Annotated in this window: 15 protein-coding genes; 9 read left to right on the forward strand and 6 right to left on the reverse strand. The window is 67.7% G+C overall.

Annotated elements, in window-relative coordinates; all coding sequences use genetic code 11:
- Positions 1-15 precede the first annotated feature (15 nt).
- Complete coding sequence (locus tag ABIC21_RS11545) at positions 16-567, forward strand: dihydrofolate reductase family protein (protein WP_354350541.1); 552 nt, start codon at positions 16-18, stop codon at positions 565-567.
- A 52-nt stretch (positions 568-619) separates the two neighbouring features.
- Here ABIC21_RS11545 and ABIC21_RS11550 read toward each other — a convergent pair whose 3' ends face one another.
- Positions 620-1,084: a hotdog fold thioesterase gene (locus tag ABIC21_RS11550; RefSeq protein WP_354350542.1), complete on the reverse strand. Its 465-nt coding sequence runs from the start codon at positions 1,082-1,084 to the stop codon at positions 620-622.
- 223 nt (positions 1,085-1,307) lie between these two features.
- On the opposite strand from ABIC21_RS11550, the gene polA reads away from it, so the two are divergent.
- From polA to ABIC21_RS11570, 4 genes are all read left to right on the forward strand, one after another.
- A complete protein-coding gene (polA, locus tag ABIC21_RS11555; RefSeq protein WP_502935989.1) occupies positions 1,308-3,953 on the forward strand; it encodes a DNA polymerase I in 2,646 nt (881 codons plus the stop codon).
- A gap of 73 nt (positions 3,954-4,026) precedes the next feature.
- Positions 4,027-5,316, forward strand: a complete 1,290-nt coding sequence (locus ABIC21_RS11560) for a GNAT family N-acetyltransferase (protein WP_354350544.1) — start codon at positions 4,027-4,029, stop codon at positions 5,314-5,316.
- A gap of 199 nt (positions 5,317-5,515) precedes the next feature.
- A complete protein-coding gene (gene rpsA / locus ABIC21_RS11565; protein ID WP_024367487.1) occupies positions 5,516-6,997 on the forward strand; it encodes a 30S ribosomal protein S1 in 1,482 nt (493 codons plus the stop codon).
- A gap of 423 nt (positions 6,998-7,420) precedes the next feature.
- Positions 7,421-7,819, forward strand: coding sequence for a nucleotidyltransferase domain-containing protein (locus tag ABIC21_RS11570; protein ID WP_354350545.1), 399 nt, complete (start codon positions 7,421-7,423; stop codon positions 7,817-7,819).
- Positions 7,820-8,566: 747 nt separating this feature from the next.
- On the opposite strand, the gene ABIC21_RS11575 is transcribed toward ABIC21_RS11570, so the two are convergent.
- Positions 8,567-9,091: a GNAT family N-acetyltransferase gene (locus ABIC21_RS11575; RefSeq protein WP_354350546.1), complete on the reverse strand. Its 525-nt coding sequence runs from the start codon at positions 9,089-9,091 to the stop codon at positions 8,567-8,569.
- Positions 9,075-9,776: an IMPACT family protein gene (locus ABIC21_RS11580; protein WP_354350547.1), complete on the reverse strand. Its 702-nt coding sequence runs from the start codon at positions 9,774-9,776 to the stop codon at positions 9,075-9,077. Before ABIC21_RS11580 ends, ABIC21_RS11575 begins: the two co-directional genes overlap by 17 nt.
- 22 nt (positions 9,777-9,798) lie before the next feature.
- Between ABIC21_RS11580 and coaE the strand changes: the two genes are divergently transcribed.
- From coaE to ABIC21_RS11600, 4 genes are all read left to right on the forward strand, one after another.
- Positions 9,799-11,064 carry a dephospho-CoA kinase gene (coaE, locus tag ABIC21_RS11585; RefSeq protein WP_354350548.1) on the forward strand — a complete coding sequence of 422 codons (1,266 nt, stop codon included), beginning with the start codon at positions 9,799-9,801 and terminating at the stop codon, positions 11,062-11,064.
- Between the two features lie 40 nt (positions 11,065-11,104).
- The gene (gene uvrB, locus ABIC21_RS11590; protein ID WP_354350549.1) at positions 11,105-13,186 is read left to right on the forward strand and encodes an excinuclease ABC subunit UvrB; all 2,082 of its coding nucleotides are present in this window, start codon (positions 11,105-11,107) and stop codon (positions 13,184-13,186) included.
- 183 nt (positions 13,187-13,369) lie between these two features.
- Positions 13,370-14,398 carry a TerC family protein gene (locus ABIC21_RS11595; RefSeq protein ID WP_354350550.1) on the forward strand — a complete coding sequence of 343 codons (1,029 nt, stop codon included), beginning with the start codon at positions 13,370-13,372 and terminating at the stop codon, positions 14,396-14,398.
- A gap of 27 nt (positions 14,399-14,425) precedes the next feature.
- Positions 14,426-15,835: an MFS transporter gene (locus tag ABIC21_RS11600; protein WP_354350551.1), complete on the forward strand. Its 1,410-nt coding sequence runs from the start codon at positions 14,426-14,428 to the stop codon at positions 15,833-15,835.
- 72 nt (positions 15,836-15,907) lie between these two features.
- Here the strand turns inward: ABIC21_RS11600 and ABIC21_RS11605 are convergent, their stop codons facing one another.
- The 3 genes from ABIC21_RS11605 to ABIC21_RS11615 all read right to left on the reverse strand — a co-directional run bounded on the left by ABIC21_RS11605 (position 15,908) and on the right by ABIC21_RS11615 (position 20,388).
- Complete coding sequence (locus ABIC21_RS11605) at positions 15,908-17,182, reverse strand: alpha/beta fold hydrolase (RefSeq protein ID WP_354350588.1); 1,275 nt, start codon at positions 17,180-17,182, stop codon at positions 15,908-15,910.
- A 106-nt stretch (positions 17,183-17,288) separates the two neighbouring features.
- On the reverse strand, positions 17,289-17,789 hold the full coding sequence (locus tag ABIC21_RS11610; protein WP_354350552.1) for a GNAT family N-acetyltransferase: 501 nt from the start codon (positions 17,787-17,789) through the stop codon (positions 17,289-17,291).
- Between the two features lie 52 nt (positions 17,790-17,841).
- Positions 17,842-20,388, reverse strand: a complete 2,547-nt coding sequence (locus ABIC21_RS11615; protein WP_354350553.1) for a DEAD/DEAH box helicase — start codon at positions 20,386-20,388, stop codon at positions 17,842-17,844.
- Positions 20,389-20,539: the final 151 nt, after the last annotated feature.

Genomic DNA, 20,539 nt, shown 5'->3' on the forward strand with positions numbered 1-20,539 from the left:
GGCTAGGCTGGGGCCATGTCTGGATTCCAGTATTTTGTCGCGTCCTCGCTGGACGGATTCATCGCCACCGCCGATGACCAGCTCGACTGGCTGCTCCAGTTCGACGGGTTCGCCGGCGGCAAGGACAGTTACGACGCCTTCATGGGCGACGTCGGCTGCATCGTCATGGGGGGCGACACTTACGCCTGGCTGCGGAAACACGAACCTGGGAACTGGCCGTACCCCGATACTCCGTGCTGGGTGTTCACGCACCACGAGCTCTCCGCCCCCCATGGCGCGGACGTGACGTTCGTCCGCGGCCCAGTGGCCGAATTCGTCGAGGACCTCAGGTCCGCAGCGGCGGGACGCAACGTCTGGATCGTCGGCGGAGGTATCCTCGCTGCCCAGTTCGCGGACGCGGGAGCGCTCGACGAGATCATCATCTCGATCATTCCCGTGGTCCTGGGCAGCGGCAAGGCGGTGCTTCCCATGACGGGCCCGACGGCGCCGCTGGAGCTGCTGTCCTCGCACACCATGGGGCGGGGCATCGTGGAGCTGCGGTACCGGTTCGGACGCGCCCCGGCGTAGACCCCGCCACGGGGCAACGACTCGCCGGGGCGGTGCCTCGTCGGTGCGGTGCCTAACCGGCGATGTCGCGGATCAGGTTGGTGATGCGCGCCGTGGACAGCCGCCGGCCCTGCTCGTCCGTCATGACGACCTCGTGCGTGGTCAGGGTGCGGCCAAGGTGGATTGCCGTGCACGTGCCGGTCACGGTGCCCGTGGTAATGGCCCGGTGGTGGGTCGCGCTGACGTCAATCCCCAGTGCCTGCCTCTTCGGCCCGGCGTGCATACCGGCGGCAAACGAGCCCAGCGTCTCTGCCAGGACCACATGGGCGCCGCCGTGCAGAATCCCGGCCACCTGGGTGTTGCCTTCCACCGGCATGGTGCCGACCGTGCGCTCCGGACTCATCTCCAGGAAATGGATCCCCATCTTCACCACCAGGGCCCCCACTCCGTATTGCCCCAGCCAGTCGTGCATTTCCTCGGGAACCCCGGCGGCCGCCAGTTCGGCCGCGAACGGGCCCGGCGTGAAATTGTCCTTCATGGGAACTAGGCTGGCACCTGTGAGCGAAACTACCAAACCGGCCCCTTCCCCTCCTTCTGCAGACACCGCAACAGACCCGGCCACCGCTGCCGGAGCCGGGTCCGTGCTCGTCGCCGGGCCTGCCAAGAAGACCCGCCGCACCGTCGCGGAGGTCTCCGCCACCGAGGCGCCGGTCGTGCCCATCACGGACCAGCCCCGCCTGCTGGTCCTCGACGGCCACTCCATGGCCTTCCGGGCGTTCTACGCCCTGCCGGCCGAAAATTTCGCCACGTCGACGGGCCAGCACACCAACGCGGTCCACGGGTTCACGTCGATGCTGATCAACCTCATCAAGGAACAGAAGCCCACACACGTCGCCGTCGCCTTTGACGTCTCCGACGACACCACGTTCCGCAAAGCCGAATACGACGGCTACAAGGCCGGCCGGAACGAGACGCCGCGCGAGTTCAGCGGGCAGATCGACCTCATCGAAAAGGTCATGACCGCCTGGGGCATCAAGACCATCAAGATGCCCGGCTTCGAGGCGGACGACATTCTTGCCACCCTCGCGGCCCAGGGTGACGAGGCTGGTTTCGAGGTCCTGCTGGTCTCCGGCGACCGTGACACCTTCCAGCTCATCACCGACAACGTCTTCGTCCTTTACCCGAAGACGGGCGTGAGCAACATTCCGCGGATGGACGCCGAAGCCATCGAAACCAAGTACTTCGTCACGCCCCCGCAGTATTCTGACCTCGCCGCGCTCGTCGGGGAGTCGGCGGACAACCTTCCCGGCGTGCCCGGCGTCGGACCCAAGACCGCAGCGAAGTGGATCAACCAGTACGGCGGCCTCGAAGGCATCCTGGAGAACCTCGACTCGATCGGCGGCAAGGTCGGCGGTGCGCTCCGGGAACACATTGACTCCGTCAAGCGGAACCGCCGGCTGAACCGGCTCCTGACCGATCTGGAACTGCCGGTTTCGCTGAAGGAACTGGAGGATCCCCGCCCGGACCACGACGCCATCGAGGAGATCTTTGACCGGCTGGAGTTCAAAACGCTCCGCACCCGGCTGTTCGCGCTCTACGGCAACGAGGCCGCTGAGGCTGAGCAGGACAGCATCGAGGTCCCGGAGTTCTCGACCCTGAGCGACGCGGCCGGGCTCAAGTCATTCTTCGACGCCGGTAAGGGCCACCGTTCGGCATTGGCCGTGGACTTCGCCCCCGGCCGCATCGTCGACGACGCCCCCGCCATCGCAGTACTCCGCAAGGACGCGGCGGCCTACATCGACCTGACGGCGCTGGATGCGGCGGCCGAGTCGGTGCTCGCCGGCTGGCTGCTGGACCCGGAGGCGGCCAAGGTCACCCACGGCTTCAAGTCCGCGCTGAAGGCCTTCACCGCCCGCGGCCTCGGCCTCGACGGTGTCGTGGACGACACGTCGATTTCGGGCTACCTGATCCAGCCGGACCGCCGCAGCTACGAACTCGCCGAGCTCGCGCAGCACCACCTGAAGATGGCGGTCTCCACGGAGGCCGCGAAGACCGGGCAGCTGGAGCTTGCCTTCGGGGGAGAGGACGACGACGGCGCCGCCGCCGGCGCGCTCGTCCAGCGGGCCGCCGTCGTGCATGCCCTGAGCCACCACTTTGAAACGGAGCTGAAGGTCCGCAAGGCGCAGGAGCTGCTGACCAGCCTGGAACTGCCGGTCAGCCGCGTCCTCGCCGACATGGAACTCGCGGGAATCGCCGTCGACATGCCGCGCATCGACGAGCAGATGGCCGATCTCGCCAAGGTGATCGACAACGCCCAGGAGCTTGCCTTCGCCGCGATTGGCCACGAGGTGAACCTCGGGTCACCCAAGCAGCTGCAGACCGTGCTCTTCGAGGAGTTGGGCCTGCCGAAGACCAAGAAGATCAAGTCCGGCTACACCACCGACGCCGCGTCGCTCAAGAACCTGCTGGAAAAGACCGGGCACGAATTCCTGGTCCAGCTCATGGCGCACCGCGAGTCCTCGAAGTTGCGCCAGATGCTGGAATCGCTCAAGAAGTCCGTCACCGAGGACGGCAGGATCCACACCACCTACGCGCAGAACGTCGCAGCCACGGGCCGGATCTCCTCCAACAACCCGAACCTGCAGAACATCCCCATCCGCAGCGAGGAAGGCCGGCGCGTCCGCGGCATCTTCGTGGTCAGCGAAGGCTATGACTGCCTGCTGTCCGCGGACTATTCGCAGATCGAAATGCGCATCATGGCGCACCTCTCGGGGGACGCCGGCCTGATCCAGGCCTACAAGGACGGCGAAGACCTGCACCGGTTCGTGGGCTCCAACATCTTCCACGTGCCCACCGACCAGGTGACCAGTGCGATGCGGTCGAAGGTCAAGGCCATGTCCTATGGCCTTGCCTACGGTCTGACCTCGTTCGGCCTCTCCAAGCAGCTCGAGATTTCCGTCGACGAGGCGCGGACCCTGATGAAGGACTACTTCGACCGGTTCGGCGCCGTCCGCGATTACCTCCGCGGCGTGGTGGAGCAGGCCAGGATCGACGGCTACACCGCCACCATCGAAGGGCGCCGCCGGTACCTCCCGGACCTCACCAGCACCGACCGCCAGCTGCGCGAGAACGCGGAGCGCATTGCGCTGAACTCGCCCATCCAGGGATCGGCCGCGGACATCATCAAGCGGGCCATGCTGGGCGTCTCCGGCGCACTGGCCGAACAGGGCCTGAAATCCCGGATGCTGCTGCAGGTCCATGATGAACTGGTCCTCGAAGTGGCCCATGGCGAGCGCGAAGCCGTGGAGAAGCTCGTGACCGAGCAGATGGGCTCGGCCGCCAGGCTGACCGTTCCGCTCGACGTCCAGATCGGCATCGGCTCCAGCTGGTACGAGGCCGGGCACTAGTCATCCAGCCAGCGCGGTGCCGGGTGTCCCCTCCGGGGGTTCCGGCGCCGCAGGATTCTCAGGGGGAGCGCACGTGGCAGAGAAGTATGAAATCCGGCGGTTCCGCGCGGCCGAAAAGGGCGAACCGGACTACGCGCTGGGGGTTTCCTGGCTGCGCGGAGTCGGCGTCGGGTTCTACGACGAGCGGCACAAGGACGAGTTCGTGGACAAGGTCATGGCCATGTACCGGACGGACAACCGTGAGATGACCGGGGTCTACCAGACCGGCGCCGTCGCCGCGCACTCCCTGGCGGCCGATATCCCGGTGGCCACCTTCGGGACCCTCCGCAAACACCTCAATGTCGGTTACGGCCGGCAGCTCGAGGCGCAGCTGATCACCGCCGTGACCGTCCGCGGAACCCACCGCCGGCAGGGGCTCCTGCGCCGGATGATGACCGAGGACCTCGCCGCATCGCGGGCGGACGGCCTGGCGATGGCCGCCCTGACGGCATCGGAGGCCTCCATCTACGGCCGGTTCGGCTTCGGCGTCGCAACGTTTGAGCGCAGGATCAAGGTGGACACCGGCCCGCGGTTCCGGCTGCGGCACAGCCCGACCGGCTCGGTGGAGATCGCCGACCGGAAGGTCCTGCTGGAACTGGCGCCGGTCGTGTTCGAACGCGTCCACCGGGCCACCCCGGGCTCCCTCGTGCGGCAGGACGCGTACCGGCAGCGCAGCTCGGGAACCCTCGGCCGCGACGGCGCGGAGGACGAATCGATCCGGTGCGCCCTGCACTACGACGCCGACGGCGCCGTCGACGGCTATGTCGCCTACAAGTTCTCCGGCTGGGACACCAAGCCCTACACCATGGAAGTCATCGACCTCGTGGCGGCCACCGAGTCCGGCTACCTGGAACTGTGGCAGTTCCTCGGCAGCCTCGACCTCATCGATCGGGTCACCTGGGCCGAAGCGCCCGTGGACGACCCCCTGACGTGGGCGCTGGAGGACCCGCGCTGCATCGCGTCAAGCGAAAACGCCGACATGCTCTGGCTCCGGATCCTGGACACGGTCAAGGCCCTGGGCGCGCGCCGCTACTCCGCCGACGGACGCCTGGTGCTGCGCGTGACCGACACCCTGGGTTTCGCGGCCGGCGTCTTCACCCTGGACGTCAGTGGCGGCGAAACAAGCGTTGCGGCGGCCCCGGCCGGCGCCGACCCGGAGCTGACCCTCGACGTCGCGGAACTCGGGTCGATCTATCTTGGCGCCGTCTGCCCGGTGACCCTGGCCGCCGCCGGTCGGATCACCGAACACGCTCCCGGGGCGGCGCTGACAGCGCGACTGATGTTCGCCGTCGAGCGCGCACCGCACTGCCTGACGCATTTCTAGGCGGGTCCCGGCCCACCCGTTGCGCTTTGACCGGCGTTCCCGTATACGACTAGACTAAACGGGCGTGTACTACGTGCGCGCATCTACAATCCACAAATCAGGATGACCCGGCGTTATGCCGTGTTCTGTGCCCGTGTCGCCGACGCGGGCGCAGCGGTTTGCCTGACCGACTAACTATCCACAACGGAGCCCCTACTACATGACCATCACCTCCACCGAGAAGCCCGGTACCCCCGTAGTCGCGATTAACGACATCGGTACCGCTGAGGACTTCCTCGCAGCAGTCGACGCCACCATCAAGTACTTCAACGACGGAGACCTCGTCGAAGGTACCGTCGTCAAGGTCGACCGCGACGAAGTCCTGCTCGACATCGGTTACAAGACCGAAGGTGTCATTCCCTCCCGCGAGCTGTCCATCAAGCACGATGTTGATCCCGGAGACGTCGTCTCCGTTGGCGATCTCGTCGAAGCCCTGGTGCTCACCAAGGAAGACAAAGAAGGCCGCCTGATCCTCTCCAAGAAGCGCGCGCAGTACGAGCGTGCCTGGGGCGACATCGAGAAGGTCAAGGAAGAAGACGGTGTCGTCACCGGTACCGTCATCGAGGTTGTCAAGGGTGGTCTTATCCTCGACATCGGTCTGCGCGGCTTCCTGCCCGCATCCCTCGTCGAGATGCGCCGTGTGCGCGACCTCGCTCCGTACATCGGTCAGAAGATCGAAGCCAAAATCATCGAGCTGGACAAGAACCGCAACAACGTTGTGCTGTCCCGCCGTGCGTGGCTCGAGCAGACCCAGTCCGAGGTCCGCTCCACGTTCCTCAACAAGCTGGAAAAGGGCCAGGTTCGTCCCGGCGTCGTTTCCTCCATCGTCAACTTCGGTGCCTTCGTGGACCTGGGCGGCGTAGACGGCCTGGTTCACGTTTCCGAGCTGTCCTGGAAGCACATCGACCACCCGTCCGAGGTTGTCGAAGTTGGCCAGGAAGTCACCGTCGAGGTTCTCGAGGTCGACCTGGACCGCGAGCGTGTTTCCCTGTCGCTCAAGGCTACGCAGGAAGATCCGTGGCAGACCTTCGCCCGCACCCACGCCCTCGGGCAGGTTGTTCCGGGTAAGGTCACCAAGCTGGTTCCGTTCGGCGCGTTCGTTCGCGTTGAAGACGGCATCGAAGGCCTGGTCCACATCTCCGAGCTCGCAGTGCGCCACGTTGAGCTGGCCGAGCAGGTTGTCTCCGTTGGCGACGAACTGTTCGTCAAGGTCATCGACATCGACCTCGAACGCCGCCGCATCTCGCTGTCCCTCAAGCAGGCCAACGAGGGCGTCGACGCCGAGTCCACCGAATTCGATCCGGCTCTCTACGGCATGGCCGCAGAGTACGACGAAGAGGGCAACTACAAGTACCCGGAGGGCTTCGATCCGGAGTCCAACGAGTGGCTTGAAGGCTACGAGACGCAGCGCGCCGCCTGGGAGCAGCAGTACGCTGACGCCCAGACCCGCTGGGAAGCCCACAAGAAGCAGGTTGCCCAGCACGCTGCCGACGACGCTGCAGCTGCAACGTCCGGTGAGAGCGACTCCGGCACCACCAGCTACTCCTCCGAGCCGGCTGCAGCCGAGTCCAACACCGGTGGCGGCACGCTCGCTTCCGACGAGGCTCTTGCAGCACTGCGCGAGAAGCTGACCGGCAACTAATTGCCCTTGGCCCCCGGGGAGTCCGCTCCCTGGGTCCTGGCAGTTGGTTGCTTGATGTAGCACCGTGAAGGTGGCCGTCCCTACGGGGGCGGCCACCTTTTTTGCGTGCGGGACATGCCCCGCGGGTGCTTATCCCCGGGGACATGCCCAGTGGTGCGCGATCAGCCCGGGAGGACATGCCCAGTCCTGGCCGCGGCCGCTGGACATATGGGCACTCTGCCCAGTCATGGGCCTGTGCGCGGGGCATGCTCCAGCATCCGAGCCCCGGGGTCCCGCGGGACATGCCCACTCGTCCCGCGGCAGCGTGGACATACTGGCATTACGTCCAGCCCTGGGCGCGGGGCATGCCCCTGCCTGCGAAACCGCGGGCGCCTCGGAGTGTGGCGTCAGGCTGCGAGGAACACGCTCCGGCATGATGGCCTGATGGATCCAGCCAGTGCAGCCCGCGCCTTCGTGGCGGAAAGACACCCGGACGCCGACGCGGCCATCCTCGGCGGGAGCGCCGCCCTGGGCCGCAGTACTCCCACCTCGGATCTGGACATCGTGGTCCTGTACCGTGACGGCGCGGAGAACTATGCCGAAACCACCCGCTATGCAGGGTGGATTGTTGAAGCATTCATCCACACCCCGGCCAGCCTGGCGATCTGGTACGCACGGGAGCGTGACGCCCGCTGCGCCGTCCTCGGCGACCTGTGTGCTCAGGGAGTTCTGCTTACCGACCGCGGGCCGGAGGAAGCGTGGCAACGCGAGGCGCAGTTGTACATGGACCACGGGCCCAAGCCGCGACTGACCAGGACCGAGGCCTGCGCCGGTACGAGCTGAGCAGTTCCCTCGACGACCTGCAGGGATCCACAGTTGCGGCCGAAACGTTCGCCATCGCCACAGACGTCTTTCGGCAGTCGGTTGAGCTTCTGCTCCTGCAGCACGGAAAGTGGCTGGGCAAGGGCAAATGGGCGATCCGGCGGCTGGACCAGCTTCCGGGGGATGAGTGTGCAGCAGAGCTACGGGGCTGGGCAGCTTCCCCGGAGCGCAGCCCGGAGCAGCTCATCCAGGTCGCGGCCAAGGTGCTTGCGCGGAGCGGGGGATACCTGATGGAGGGTTTCTTTCGTGGTTCACGTCGTCGCCCTGAGCAGTCTTCGGCGACTCCGGCAGGTCCGCGCCGGAATCCGTGACGCCGCCGCGGCCAGCGTTTCTGCCAGGAGATCGAGGTCGATGACGTCGGCCGCATGTGGAAACTTGCGGCAGTGCACTCCTAGCCAACGGTTGGACATGTCCAGTCCTGGCACGCGCGGATGGTCACAATGGCATTATGTCCACGGGCTGCAGCCAGCGCGGGACATTTCCCCATGAGGTTGGGTGACCACGCGTGGGGCATGTCCATCCGCGGGCCCTTCGAGTGGACACAAGGGCATTGTGTCCAGCGACTGCGGCCAAGGTGGGGCATGTCCAACGGTGGCCGCTGGGCCCGGAAATAGGGCATGTCCAGTCCTGGCCCGCGCGGATGGGCACCATGGGATTACGTCCTGTGGTTGCGGCCAGGGTGGGGCATGTCCAGCCGGGGGGGTGGGCTCAGCGCAGCAGGATCCTGGCCTTGACCGGGACCGCTCCGGCGCCGGAGGCTTCACCCTGCTCAAACTCTGCCCCGGCCGAGCGCAGGAGGACCAGCGCCGCGGCGTTGCCCGCTGTGGTGTCGGCTTCCAGCACGGCAGCCCCGGACGCTGCGGCCCGGTCAATCACGAGACGCAAGGCCTCCCGTGCGATGCCGTAGCCGCGGAAACTGCGGCCCAGCCAGATTCCCGTTTCCAGCGAGTCCGCGCCGGTCCGCTTGAGCCGGATGGATCCTGCCAGTTTCCCGTCGGAGCTGATCGCCCAGCTTTTCTGCTGCGCGGGCCCGTCGAGCCCGGCGGCCGCGTGGTGGTACTCGCGGAACCAGCTGATCCGCTCCGAATTCCAGCCGGAGGCGCTGCCCAGGGGAGGGGTCACCTCGTCCGGGTCGGCGTCCTGGATTGCGACGGTCAGGAGCTGCTCCAGGACCGGCTCGGAGACGTCCACGAGCCGGACGGCTGCAGGGGAAGGTTCAGCCGAGGGGGACATCGATCCACTCCGTTTCTCCGGGCAGCAACCCGGCGGTTCCAGCGGACAGGGCAGCAACACGTTCCCCCGCCCGGGCCAGACCCGCCGGATCATCCGGCAGGGCAAGCCTCAGGACAGTAGTCTGCGCCTCATAACTGGTTTCGGCCATCACATAGCCCGCGGCGCGCAGCTCGTTCTCCAGCCGGCCGGCCGCCGTGTGCGGGACGCTCACCGCGCAGATCCGCAGCCGGCGGCGCTGCACAAGCGGTGCCCGGTCCAGGGCCGCGGACACGGATTCGGAGTAGGCCCGGACCAGTCCGCCGGCCCCTAGCAGGATCCCACCGAAATAGCGGACAACGACGGCGGTCACATCGCTGAGGTCCGCCACACCCGGCGCGGTTTCGCGTTTCAGCAGCGCATCGAGCATCGGAAGGCCCGCAGTGCCGGACGGCTCGCCGTCGTCGTTGGAGCGCTGCACAGCCCGGTCAGGACCGAGCACGAACGCTGAGCAGTGATGCCGTGCATCGTGGAATTCCTTGCGCAACCCGGCGACGACGGCGCGGGCACCCTCCTCGTTTTCCGTGCGCTGCAGCACGGTGATGAAGCGGGAGCGCTTTACTTCGATCTCGTGGCGGAACTCCGGCCCGGCTGCCAGTGTGGTGTACACGGTGGCCCTGCTTTCCGGGTAATCCGCATCTTCAGCCACCGGATCAGTTTAGTCTGGAGGGGTGCTGAAAATCGGGTTGACGGGCGGCATCGCCTCAGGGAAGTCAGTGGCCGCCGCACGACTGCGCGAACTCGGGGCCGTGGTGATCGACGCCGATGCCCTGGCCCGGGAGGTGGTGGAACCCGGAACGCCGGGACTCGCGCACGTCGTGGCCGCCTTCAGCAAGACCATCCTGGCGCCCGACGGCGGCCTGGACCGGCCGAAGCTCGGCGCCCTCGTTTTCGGCAACCCGGAACGCCTCGCGGTGCTCAACGGCATCATCCACCCCCTCGTCAGGGAGCGCGCCGCCGCGCTGGCCGCCGCCGCCCCGAAGGGCGCCGTCGTCGTCCAGGACATTCCGCTCCTCGTCGAGACCGGCCAGGGCGCCAACTTCCACCTGGTCGTCGTGGTGGACGCCCCGGACGACGTCCGGGTGCAGCGCATGGTGCAGCACCGGCACATGACCGCCGAGGACGCACGGGCCCGGATGGCCGCCCAGGCCGGCAGGGCCGACCGTCTGGCAGCGGCCGACGCCGTCCTGGACAACTCAGGCGCCAAGGAGGAACTGCGGGACGCGGTGGACCGGCTCTGGAAGTTCCGGCTGGCACCGTTCGCCATGAACCTGAGCAGGCACCGCCTCGCACCGCGGACCGGCGGGCCGGTGCTGGCGCCCGCCAACCCGGACTGGCCCGCGCAGGCCGCCCGCCTCATCGCGCGCCTGCAGGCGGCCGCCCCCGGGGACATTCTGGCCCTCGACCACGTCGGGTCCACAGCCGTCCCCGGGCTCCCCGCGAAGGACATCCTGGACCTCCAGCTCGGCGTCGAGGACATGGCTGCCGCGGAGCGGATCGCGCCGCTGCTGGCCGACGCCGGCTTCCCCGCCTGGCCCGGCATCGTCTCCGACAATCCCAAGCCCTCCCACCCGGACCCATCGGACTGGCCGAAACGGCTGCACGGCAACGCGGACCCCGGCCGCCCGGTCAACCTCCACGTCCGCGCCGTGGGGTCCCCGGGCTGGCTGTTCGCTCTCTGCTTCCGGGACTGGCTGCGCGGCGACGAGACCGCCCGGGCCGACTACCTCGCCGAGAAGCGCCGGGTCGCCAAGCTGCACGGCGTGGACAAATCCACCGCGCGCTACGCCGCCGACAAGGAAGCCTGGTTCAGCGGGCACGCGGCCCCGCGGATGGAGGAGTGGGTGCAGCGCACCGGCTGGCACCCGCCGTCGTACACCAGCCCCGGGCCGGGGACCGGGCCGGGCCCTGCCGCCGCCGGTACCGCCCAAAGCTGAATCAGGACACGGCGTCGGGGGCCGGCGGTAGATTAGTTACATGAGTCTTGCCCAGCAGATCAACCGTGTCGTGGCGCCCTTCGAGGTCATCAGCGAATTCCAGCCGGCGGGCGACCAGCCGGCCGCCATCGCGGAACTGACCGAGCGCATCAACAACGGCGAGAAGGACGTGGTGCTGCTCGGCGCCACCGGTACCGGTAAGAGCGCGACGACGGCGTGGCTGATCGAGCAGGTCCAGCGGCCCACCCTGGTGATGGTGCAGAACAAGACCCTCGCCGCGCAGCTGGCCAACGAGTTCCGGGAGCTGCTGCCGAACAACGCTGTGGAATACTTCGTCTCCTACTACGACTACTACCAGCCCGAGGCCTACGTGCCGCAGACGGACACCTTCATCGAGAAGGACTCCTCGGTCAATGAGGAAGTCGAGCGGCTCCGGCACTCCGCCACCAACGCGCTGCTGACCCGACGGGACGTGATTGTGGTGGCCACGGTGTCCTGCATCTACGGCCTCGGCACCCCGGAAGAGTACATCGCCGGCATGGTGACGCTCCGCAAGGGCGCCGAAATGAACCGCGATGACCTGCTGCGCAAATTCGTCTCCATGCAGTACACCCGCAACGACATGGACTTCCACCGCGGCACGTTCCGGGTCCGCGGCGACACCGTGGAAATCATTCCGATGTATGAGGAGCTGGCGATCCGGATCGAGTTCTTCGGCGACGAGATCGAGAACATCTACACCCTGCACCCGCTGACCGGTGAAGTCATCCGGGATGAGACCGAAATGTACGTCTTCCCCGCCTCGCACTACGTCGCCGGTCCGGAGCGGATGGGCCGCGCCATCACGAAGATCGAGGACGAGCTCGCCGAGCGGCTCCAGGTCCTGGAAAGCCAAAACAAGCTCGTCGAGGCCCAGCGCCTGCGGATGCGCACCACCTACGACCTTGAGATGATGCAGCAGATGGGGTTCTGCAACGGCATCGAAAACTATTCCCGGCACATCGACGGCCGGGCCGGCGGAACGGCGCCGCACTGCCTCATCGACTATTTCCCGGATGACTTCCTACTGGTGATCGACGAGTCCCACGTGACCGTTCCGCAGATCGGCGCCATGTATGAGGGCGACATGTCCCGCAAGCGCACCCTCGTGGACCACGGATTCCGGCTGCCCTCGGCGATGGACAACCGGCCGCTGAAGTGGGACGAGTTCCTCGAGCGCGTGGGCCAGACGGTCTACCTGTCCGCGACCCCGGGCAAGTACGAACTCGGCAAGGCCGACGGCTACGTCCAGCAGATCATCCGGCCCACCGGCCTCATTGACCCCGAGGTGATCGTCAAGCCCACGAAGGGCCAGATCGATGACCTGCTCGGTGAGATCAGGACCCGCACCGCCAAGAACGAGCGCGTCCTGGTCACCACGCTGACCAAGCGGATGGCCGAGGACCTCACCGACTACCTGCTGGGCCACGGCGTGAAGGTCGAATACCTGCATTCCGACGTGGACACGCTCCGCCGGGTGGAGCTGCTCCGGGAGCTCCGGATGGGGGTCTTCGACGTGCTGGTCGGCATCAACCTGCTCCGGGAAGGCCTGGACCTGCCCGAAGTATCGCTGGTGAGCATCCTGGATGCGGACAAGGAAGGGTTCCTGCGCTCGTCCACCTCGCTGATCCAGACCATCGGCCGCGCCGCCCGCAATGTCTCCGGCCAGGTGCACATGTACGCGGACCGGATCACCGATTCCATGGCCCACGCCATCGACGAGACCAACCGCCGCCGCGCGATCCAGGTTGCGTACAACACCGAAAAGGGCATCGACCCGCAGCCGCTGCGGAAGAAGATCGCCGACATCACGGACCAGATCGCCAAGGAGGACGCCGACACCCGCGAACTCCTCGCCAGCGCCGGCAAGGCCCGCGGCAAGGGCAAGGGCGCCGCGAAGATCCGCGCGGACGGTCTGGCCGCCGCGCCGGCCGAGGACCTGGTGGGGCTGATCGAGCAGCTCACCGAACAGATGCACGCCGCCGCCGGGGAGCTGCAGTTCGAGCTCGCCGCCCGGCTCCGCGACGAGGTGGGGGAGCTCAAGAAGGAGTTGCGCCAGATGCAGTCCGCGGGCCACGCCTAGGGTAATGTTGGGCGGACGTAGGGGAGTATCCCAAGCGCTACGATCGTCAACACGCACGGCACAGATGCCCTGCCGGGCGTAGCGGGCAGCCAGGCAGTACCAAGTACCAGGTACCTCAGTACCGGAGCCAGGCCAGTCGGAGAGACTTACACCGCACCGTCACACCCTGCGAAAGGTATCTTCGTGCCCGAACTTCCCGTCTGGTTTGAGATCGGCTCCTTTGTCGTTCTCGGCATCATCCTCGCCATTGACCTGCTGCTGGTCCTCAAACGACCCCACGAGCCCTCCATGAAGGAAGCCGGCCTGTGGGTGTCCTTCTACATTGCCCTCGCTTTGCTCTTCGCCGGTGCCATGTTCGCCTTCACCGGCCCGGAATACGGCGGGCAGTTCCTCGCCGGCTGGGTGACGGAATACAGCCTCAGCATCGACAACCTCTTCGTCTTCATCATCATCATGGCCCGCTTCTCGGTACCCCGTAAGTACCAGCAGGAAGTCCTCATGGTCGGCATCATCATCGCGCTGATCCTCCGCGGCATCTTCATCCTGCTCGGCGCCATCGTGATCGAGCAGTTCAGCTGGGTCTTCTACATCTTCGGCGTCTTCCTGCTGTGGACCGCGTGGAAGCAGGCCCAGGACGACGGTGAGGACGAGGAGGACAAGGAAAACCCGCTCATCGCGCGGATCCGCAAGGTCCTGCCGATGTCGGAGAAGTTCGACGGCGGTAAGCTCCGCACGGTGGTCGACGGCAAGAAGGTCTTCACCCCGATGCTGATCGTCTTTGTCACCATCGGCCTGACGGACCTGCTCTTCGCGGTGGACTCCATCCCGGCCATCTTCGGCCTGACCCAGAGCGCATTTATCGTTTTCACAGCCAACATCTTCGCCCTGATGGGCCTGCGGCAGCTGTACTTCCTGCTCGGCGGCCTGATGACCCGACTGATCTACCTCAAGCACGCACTCTCTGTGATCCTCGCGTTCATCGGCGTCAAGCTGGTCCTGCACGCCATGCACGTCAACGAGCTGCCCTTCATCAACGGAGGCCAGCACATCGAGTGGGCCCCCGAGATCCCGACCTTCGTCTCGCTCGGGGTGATCATCGGCACCATCATCGTCGCCGTGATCGCCAGCCTGGTCAGCTCCAAGGCCACACAGTCGAAGCTTGATGCCCGGCTCGAAGAGGACTCCCGCAAGAGCCTCACCGACGCCGAGTAGCCCCCACGGTTCGGCTAAGCTCGGACCGTGAAAATCTTCGACACTGCAGCAGCAAACGGTACGGCGCTGGATCCGCAACGGGTCCAGCGCCGTACCGTTTGGGTGTTGAGCACCGCGCAGCTCCTCAGCGGCGTGGGCAGCGGCGCCAGCCTCTCCGTCGGGTCCCTGCTGGCCGTCCAGCTCTCCGGCTCGAACGCCTGGGCCGGCTCGGTCACCACCGCCATGACCCTCGGAGCCGCGGCGGCCGCCCTGCCCCTCGCCGGACTGGCCGGACGGCGGGGCCGGCGGGTGTCCCTGGTCACGGGCTTGCTCGCCGCCATGGCCGGGGCGGTGCTGGTGATCGTGTCCACGGTGACAGGCAGCTTCCCGGTGCTGTTACTGGCCGCGGCCTTCCTGGGCCTCGGGACGGCCGCCAACCTGCAGGCCCGCTTCGCCGCCGTCGACCTCGCCGCCCCGGAGCACCGCGGCCGGTCCCTGGCGATCGTGGTGTGGGCCGTGACCATCGGCGCCGTCGCCGTCGCCGGGCCCAACCTGATCCGTCCCGGCGCCCTGGTGGGGGAGGCGCTCGGGCTTCCGGCACTGGCCGGACCCTTCGTGTTCTCGACGGTGGGGCTGGCGCTGGCCGCGCTGCTGCTGCTCATCGGCCTGCGGCCGGATCCGCTGCTGCTGGCGGCCCGCCTCCGTGCCGGCGGGCTGCTGGCCGCCGGAAACGGCCCCGCCAGCGGCAACGGCTCCGCCGCCGGCGGCGGCCCCGCCGGCGGCACCACGGGATCACGACGGCGGCACGGCCTCCGTCACGGCATGCGCGCCATCCGGGCGTCGCCGCGGGCCGCACTGGCCCTCCTCGCGATCATTGCCGCACACGGCTGCATGGCGGCCGTGATGTCGATGACGCCCCTGCACCTGCAGCTGCTGACCGAGGGCCCCCTGGCGGGCATGCCGGCCGGCCACGCCCACGCAGCCAGCACTGACGTGCTGGTCCTGATCGGGTTCACCATCTCGCTGCACATTGCCGGGATGTACGCGCTCTCGCCGGTGATGGGCTGGCTGACCGACAAGGCCGGGCGGCTTCCGGTCATCCTGCTGGGCCACGGGCTGATCCTGCTCTCGGTGCTCGTGGCAGGATTCGGCCAGGCTGCGCCGGCCCTGGTGACGGTTGGCCTGGTGCTGCTCGGGCTGGGCTGGTCCGCGGCCACGATCGCCGGCTCCACCCTGCTCGCCGAAAGCGTCGGCGCCGACGACCGTGTCCTCGTCCAGGGCGTCTCGGACACCATGATGGGGGTAGCCGGCGCCGTCGGCGCAGGGTTCTCCGGCCTGGTGATGAGCGGCGTCGGCTACCAGGGCCTCAACCTGCTGGCAGCCGCTGTCGCCGCGGCGGTGTTCGCCGTCGCCCTCCGCACTGCCGCCCGGGACCGGACCGTGCAGGCGCCCGCCTAGGCGCCGCCCGGGCGCCGAAGGGACCGGCCGGGAGGGACCGGCCCTGTTCAGTCCGGGAGGGACCGGCCGGGGTCAGTCCCGGACGGACCGGGTAAGGCCAAGGAGCCGGGCGAAGATGCCCTCGCCGTCGTCCGCGATGCCGTCATGGTGGAAGTCGCCGGACTCCCAGACCTGCAGGCCCCGGACAGCGGCGGCCGTCTCAAGCGACAGTCCGCGGTCGACGTAGATGTCGTCGGTGTAGACGGCGGCAGCCACCGGCACAGTGTTGAGCGCGAGCCGTTCCGGATCGTAGAGCGGCGGCCAGTCGTTCTTTTCGGCGAGGCGCCGGGCAACGTCCCGCAGCGGCCGGAGGGCGGGGTCCTGCTCGAAGTACCAGGGGTAGACCATTTCCCCGGTGAGCAGCGGCTCGGGGGCCTCCGGGGAGAACTCCGGGAAGTCCTGCAGCACCCGCCAGGCAGCCCAGTCCGTGGACTCGCCCTGGCCGTAGATGGATTCGTGCATCAGCGCGTACAAGGGGTTGGCGGAGCGGGACACGAGCCCGTGGACCTGGCCGAGGAACGCATCCGAGAGTCGGTCCCCGCCGGGCGTGCCGGCGAAGGCATCCTCCAGCAGGTGGTGCAGGGCATCCACCCGGGTGTTCCCGCCCAGGTAGGAACCCACCATCTGGAAACGTTCCACGGTGAGCCGTTCGCCGTCGGGCAGGAATTCCTCGGTCTCGCGAAGGTGCCGGGCAATCTCGGTGACCGCTGCGCGGTCCTCGGGGTACCGTCCGAAGTATTCGGCGTTGCGGGCCGCCACACGCTGGAACGTGGCCTGGTAGACCCGGTCCGCGGGGCCGGAGAGGGGCGCGAGGCCGCCGGTGATGAGGGCCTCCCGCAGGCCCTCCGGGGCGAAGGAGAGATAGCTGAGGGCACAAAAGCCGCCGTAGCTCTGCCCGTAGACCGTCCACGGCCCGGAGCCCAGCGCCAGCCGGATGGCCTCGGCGTCGGCGACGATCGAGTCCGCCCGGAAGTGCGCGAGGTAGTCCGCCTGGTCGGCGTCGTTCCCGCGCAGCGGCAGGGTGTTGCGGTCGACCGCGGAGGACAGGCCGGTCCCGCGCTGGTCCAGCATCAGGATACGGAAATCCTTGGCTGCGGCCTTGCTCCACCCGCCGAGCGCCGGGAGGCGGTTGCCGCGCCCGCCCGGCCCGCCCTGAAGGTACAGCAGCCACGGCAGCGCGGCGGCCTCGTCCTCGCTGTGGTCCGCGGAGACGTACTCGCGGGCAAAGACCGTGATGGTCTCGCCGGCGGGTGTGCCGCCGGCGAAGTGGTCCAGGGGCACTTCGAAGTAGTGCTCCGCGGTGCGCATCCCGCGGTATTCGTGCCGTGCCTTGATGGTGTGCGGGACAGCCTGCGGTGCGGCCTCCAGCACACCGGCAGCGGCTCCCGCGAAGGGAACGTCTGTCACGGGCAGGTCAGCCACCGGCGTGGACTTTGTGCGCGGTCCCGAAGGCTTCCAGCGCCCCGCCGGTCAGCCGGAAGGTGGACCATTCCTCCATCGGCGCGGCCCCCAGCTTCTTGTAGAAATTGATGGAGGGCTCGTTCCAGTCCAGGACGCTCCACTCGACGCGGGCATAGCCGCGGTCGACGGCGGTCGCGGCGAGATGCTGGAGGAGCGCCTTGCCGTGGCCTTCACCCCTGGCCTCGGGCCGCACGTACAGGTCCTCGAGGTAGATGCCGTGGACGCCTTCCCAGGTCGAGTAGTTCAGGAACCAGAGGGCGAAGCCCCGGACCTCGCCGGCCTCGTTCTCGGCCATCGCGGCGAACACCCGCGGGTGCTCGCCGAAGAGGACCTCGGTGAGCATCTCCGGGGTGTTCCGGACGGCGTCCGGTTCCTTCTCGTAGATGGCCAGGTCATGGATCATCTGCAGGATTTCGGGGACATCGTTCGCCGTCGCGGGCCGGATTACACTCATCCCCCGAGTTTACTAGCGCCGGCCCGCTGATGTGGTCCCGGTCCGCGGACCGTCAGAGCCGGTTCACGTCCGTGACACGCACGACGGCGGTTCCGGTCTCGTCCGACGCCGCGAGGTCCACCTCCGCGGAGATGCCCCAGTCATGGTTCCCGGCCGGGTCCTCGAAGATCTGCCGGACTTTCCACCGGCCCGGTTCCTCGGTGATGATCAGCAGGCCCGGGCCGCGGGCGTCCGGGCCGGTGCCGATGTCGTCGTGTTCGTCGAAGTAGTCATCCAGCACGTCCTCCCAGCGTTCAGCGTCCCAGCCGGTACCGGCGTCGAGTTCGCCGAGGGCGGTGGCGTCCTCGTCCGCGAAGAGCTCCACCCGGCGGAACATCTCATTGCGGACCATGACACGGAAGGCGCGGACGTTGGAGGTCAGCGACGGCGGCGGCGGCGGGGGAGCGTCGTGCGGCGTCGGTGCCTTGCCCGAGGTCAGCTCCTCCCACTCATCGAGCAGGCTGGAGTCGACCTGGCGGACCAGCTCGCCGAGCCACGCGATGAGGTCCTCAAGGTCCTCGCGGAGGGCATCCTGCGGGACGGTCTGCCGCAGCGCCTTGAAGCCGTCCGCAAGGTAGCGCAGCACAATGCCCTCGGAACGGGCCAGCCCGTAGAACTGGACGAACTCGCCGAAGTTCATCGCCCGTTCGTACATGTCCCGGACGATGGACTTGGGTGCGAGTTCGAAGTCGCCGATCCACGGGGCGGCCCGGCGGTAGACATCGAACGCCTCGCCGAGGAGCTCCGCGAGGGGCTGCGGGTAGCTGACCTCCTCGAGCATGGCCATGCGCTGGTCATAGTCGATGCCGTCGGCCTTCATTGCCGCGATCGCCTCGCCGCGCGCCTTTTTCAGTTGCGCGGACAGGATCTGCCGGGGCTTCTCCAGCGTGGACTCGATCACGGACACAACGTCGAGGGCATACGACGGCGACTCCGGATCCAGCAGCTCCAGCGCCGCGAGGGCGAAGGGGGACAGCGGCTGGTTCAGGGCGAAGTTGGCCTGCAGGTGGACCGTCAGGCGGACCGTGCGGCCGTCCGTGCCCTGCTCCTGCAGTGGGATCCGCTCCACGACCCCGGCCGCCAGGAGCTCCCGGTAGATACCGAGGGCCTTCTTCATGAGCTGCAGCTGGGAAGAACGCGGCTCATGGTTTTCGGTCAGCAGGCGGCGGGCGGCCTTGAACGGATCGCCCGGCCGTTCCATCAGGTTCATCAGCATCGCGTGGGTCACGCTGAAGCTCGACGTCAGCGGGTCCGGGACGGACTCCACGAGGCGCTTATAGGTCGGTTCGCCCCAGGACACGAAGCCCTCGGGCGGCTTCTTCTTGACCACCTGGCGGAGCTTCTTCTGGTCGTCGCCGAACTTCGCCGTGGCCTTGGCCATCGCCTTGACGTTCTCCGTGACATGTTCCGGGGCCTGCACGACGACGGTCCCGGCGGTGTCGTAGCCGGCCCGGCCGGCCCGGCCGGCGATCTGGTGGAACTCGCGGGAATTCAGCAGCCGGGTGCGGACGCCGTCGTACTTGCTCAGCGCCGTGAGCAGCACGGTGCGGATGGGGACGTTGATGCCCACGCCCAGGGTGTCCGTGCCGCAGATGACTTTGAGCAGCCCGGCCTGGGCGAGCTGCTCCACGAGCCGGCGGTATTTGGGCAGCATGCCGGCGTGGTGGACGCCGATGCCGTGCCGGACCAGCCGGTTGAGCGTCTTGCCGAAACCGGCCGCGAAGCGGAAACCGGCGATCAGCTCGGCGATCTTGTCCTTCTCCTCGCGTGTGCAGACGTTGATGCTCATCAGGTTCTGTGCCCGGTCGATCGCCTCCACCTGGCTGAAGTGCACCACATAGACGGGCACCTGCTTCGTGGCGAGGAGTTCCTCGAGCGTCTCATGCACCGGCGTCTGCTCGTAGTAGTAGTGCAGCGGGATGGGCCGCTCTACCGAACTGACGGTCGTCGTCGGGCGACCAGTCAGCTCGGTGATGCCGGCCTCGAAGCGGCTCACGTCGCCGAGTGTCGCGGACATCAGCAGGAACTGCGCCTGGGGGAGTTCCAGCAGCGGGACCTGCCAGGCCCAGCCGCGCTGCGGGTCGGAGTAGAAGTGGAATTCGTCCATGATGACGGCGCCAAGGTCGGCGGCGGCGCCTTCACGGAGGGCGATGTTGGCCAGGATTTCCGCCGTGCAGCAGATGATCGGGGCGTCCTGGTTGACGCCGGAGTCGCCGGTGATCATACCCACGTTCTCGGCGCCGAAAATCTCGCACAGGGCGAAGAACTTCTCCGAGACGAGGGCCTTGATCGGTGCCGTGTAGTAACTGCGCTGTCCGCGGGCCATGGCCTGGAAGTGCACCGCGATCGCGACGAGGGACTTCCCCGATCCGGTGGGGGTCGCCAGGATGACATTGGCGCCCGCGCCAAGCTCCATGACGGCCTCGTCCTGGGCGGTGTACAGGGCCAGCCCGCGGGTTTCCGTCCATTCGACAAAGCGGGTGTAGAGCTCGTCCGGGTCCAGGCCGGCCCGGCCGGGGACTCGGGCGGCCGGGGCGGGGAGCTGATCAACAAGTTTCATTGCTCACCAGCTTAGTAGCCGGAGCCGCGGCGCTACGCCCTGCCGGGGAACGCCGTGCCCCGCGACTACTCCCTGGGCCGGGGTGCCAGGGTCGCGCGCCTCCTAGGCTGCCGTTCCTGCCGGGGTTAGGCTTCGGACGTCGCATCGTTTG

Source organism: Pseudarthrobacter sp. PvP090 (assembly GCF_040547365.1).
In the GTDB taxonomy this organism is placed as follows: domain Bacteria; phylum Actinomycetota; class Actinomycetes; order Actinomycetales; family Micrococcaceae; genus Arthrobacter.

Excerpts from the sequence above, each read along its gene's own strand:
- ABIC21_RS11545 (WP_354350541.1), top strand. The coding sequence starts at position 16 with ATGTCTGGATTCCAGTATTTTGTCGCGTCCTCGCTGGACGGATTCATC.
- ABIC21_RS11550 (WP_354350542.1), bottom strand. The coding sequence starts at position 1,084 with ATGAAGGACAATTTCACGCCGGGCCCGTTCGCGGCCGAACTGGCGGCC.
- polA (WP_502935989.1), top strand. The coding sequence starts at position 1,308 with ATGGCCTTCCGGGCGTTCTACGCCCTGCCGGCCGAAAATTTCGCCACG.
- rpsA (WP_024367487.1), top strand. The coding sequence starts at position 5,516 with ATGACCATCACCTCCACCGAGAAGCCCGGTACCCCCGTAGTCGCGATT.
- ABIC21_RS11570 (WP_354350545.1), top strand. The coding sequence starts at position 7,421 with ATGGATCCAGCCAGTGCAGCCCGCGCCTTCGTGGCGGAAAGACACCCG.
- ABIC21_RS11575 (WP_354350546.1), bottom strand. The coding sequence starts at position 9,091 with ATGTCCCCCTCGGCTGAACCTTCCCCTGCAGCCGTCCGGCTCGTGGAC.
- uvrB (WP_354350549.1), top strand. The coding sequence starts at position 11,105 with ATGAGTCTTGCCCAGCAGATCAACCGTGTCGTGGCGCCCTTCGAGGTC.
- ABIC21_RS11605 (WP_354350588.1), bottom strand. The coding sequence starts at position 17,182 with ATGCGCACCGCGGAGCACTACTTCGAAGTGCCCCTGGACCACTTCGCC.
- ABIC21_RS11610 (WP_354350552.1), bottom strand. The coding sequence starts at position 17,789 with ATGAGTGTAATCCGGCCCGCGACGGCGAACGATGTCCCCGAAATCCTG.
- ABIC21_RS11615 (WP_354350553.1), bottom strand. The coding sequence starts at position 20,388 with ATGAAACTTGTTGATCAGCTCCCCGCCCCGGCCGCCCGAGTCCCCGGC.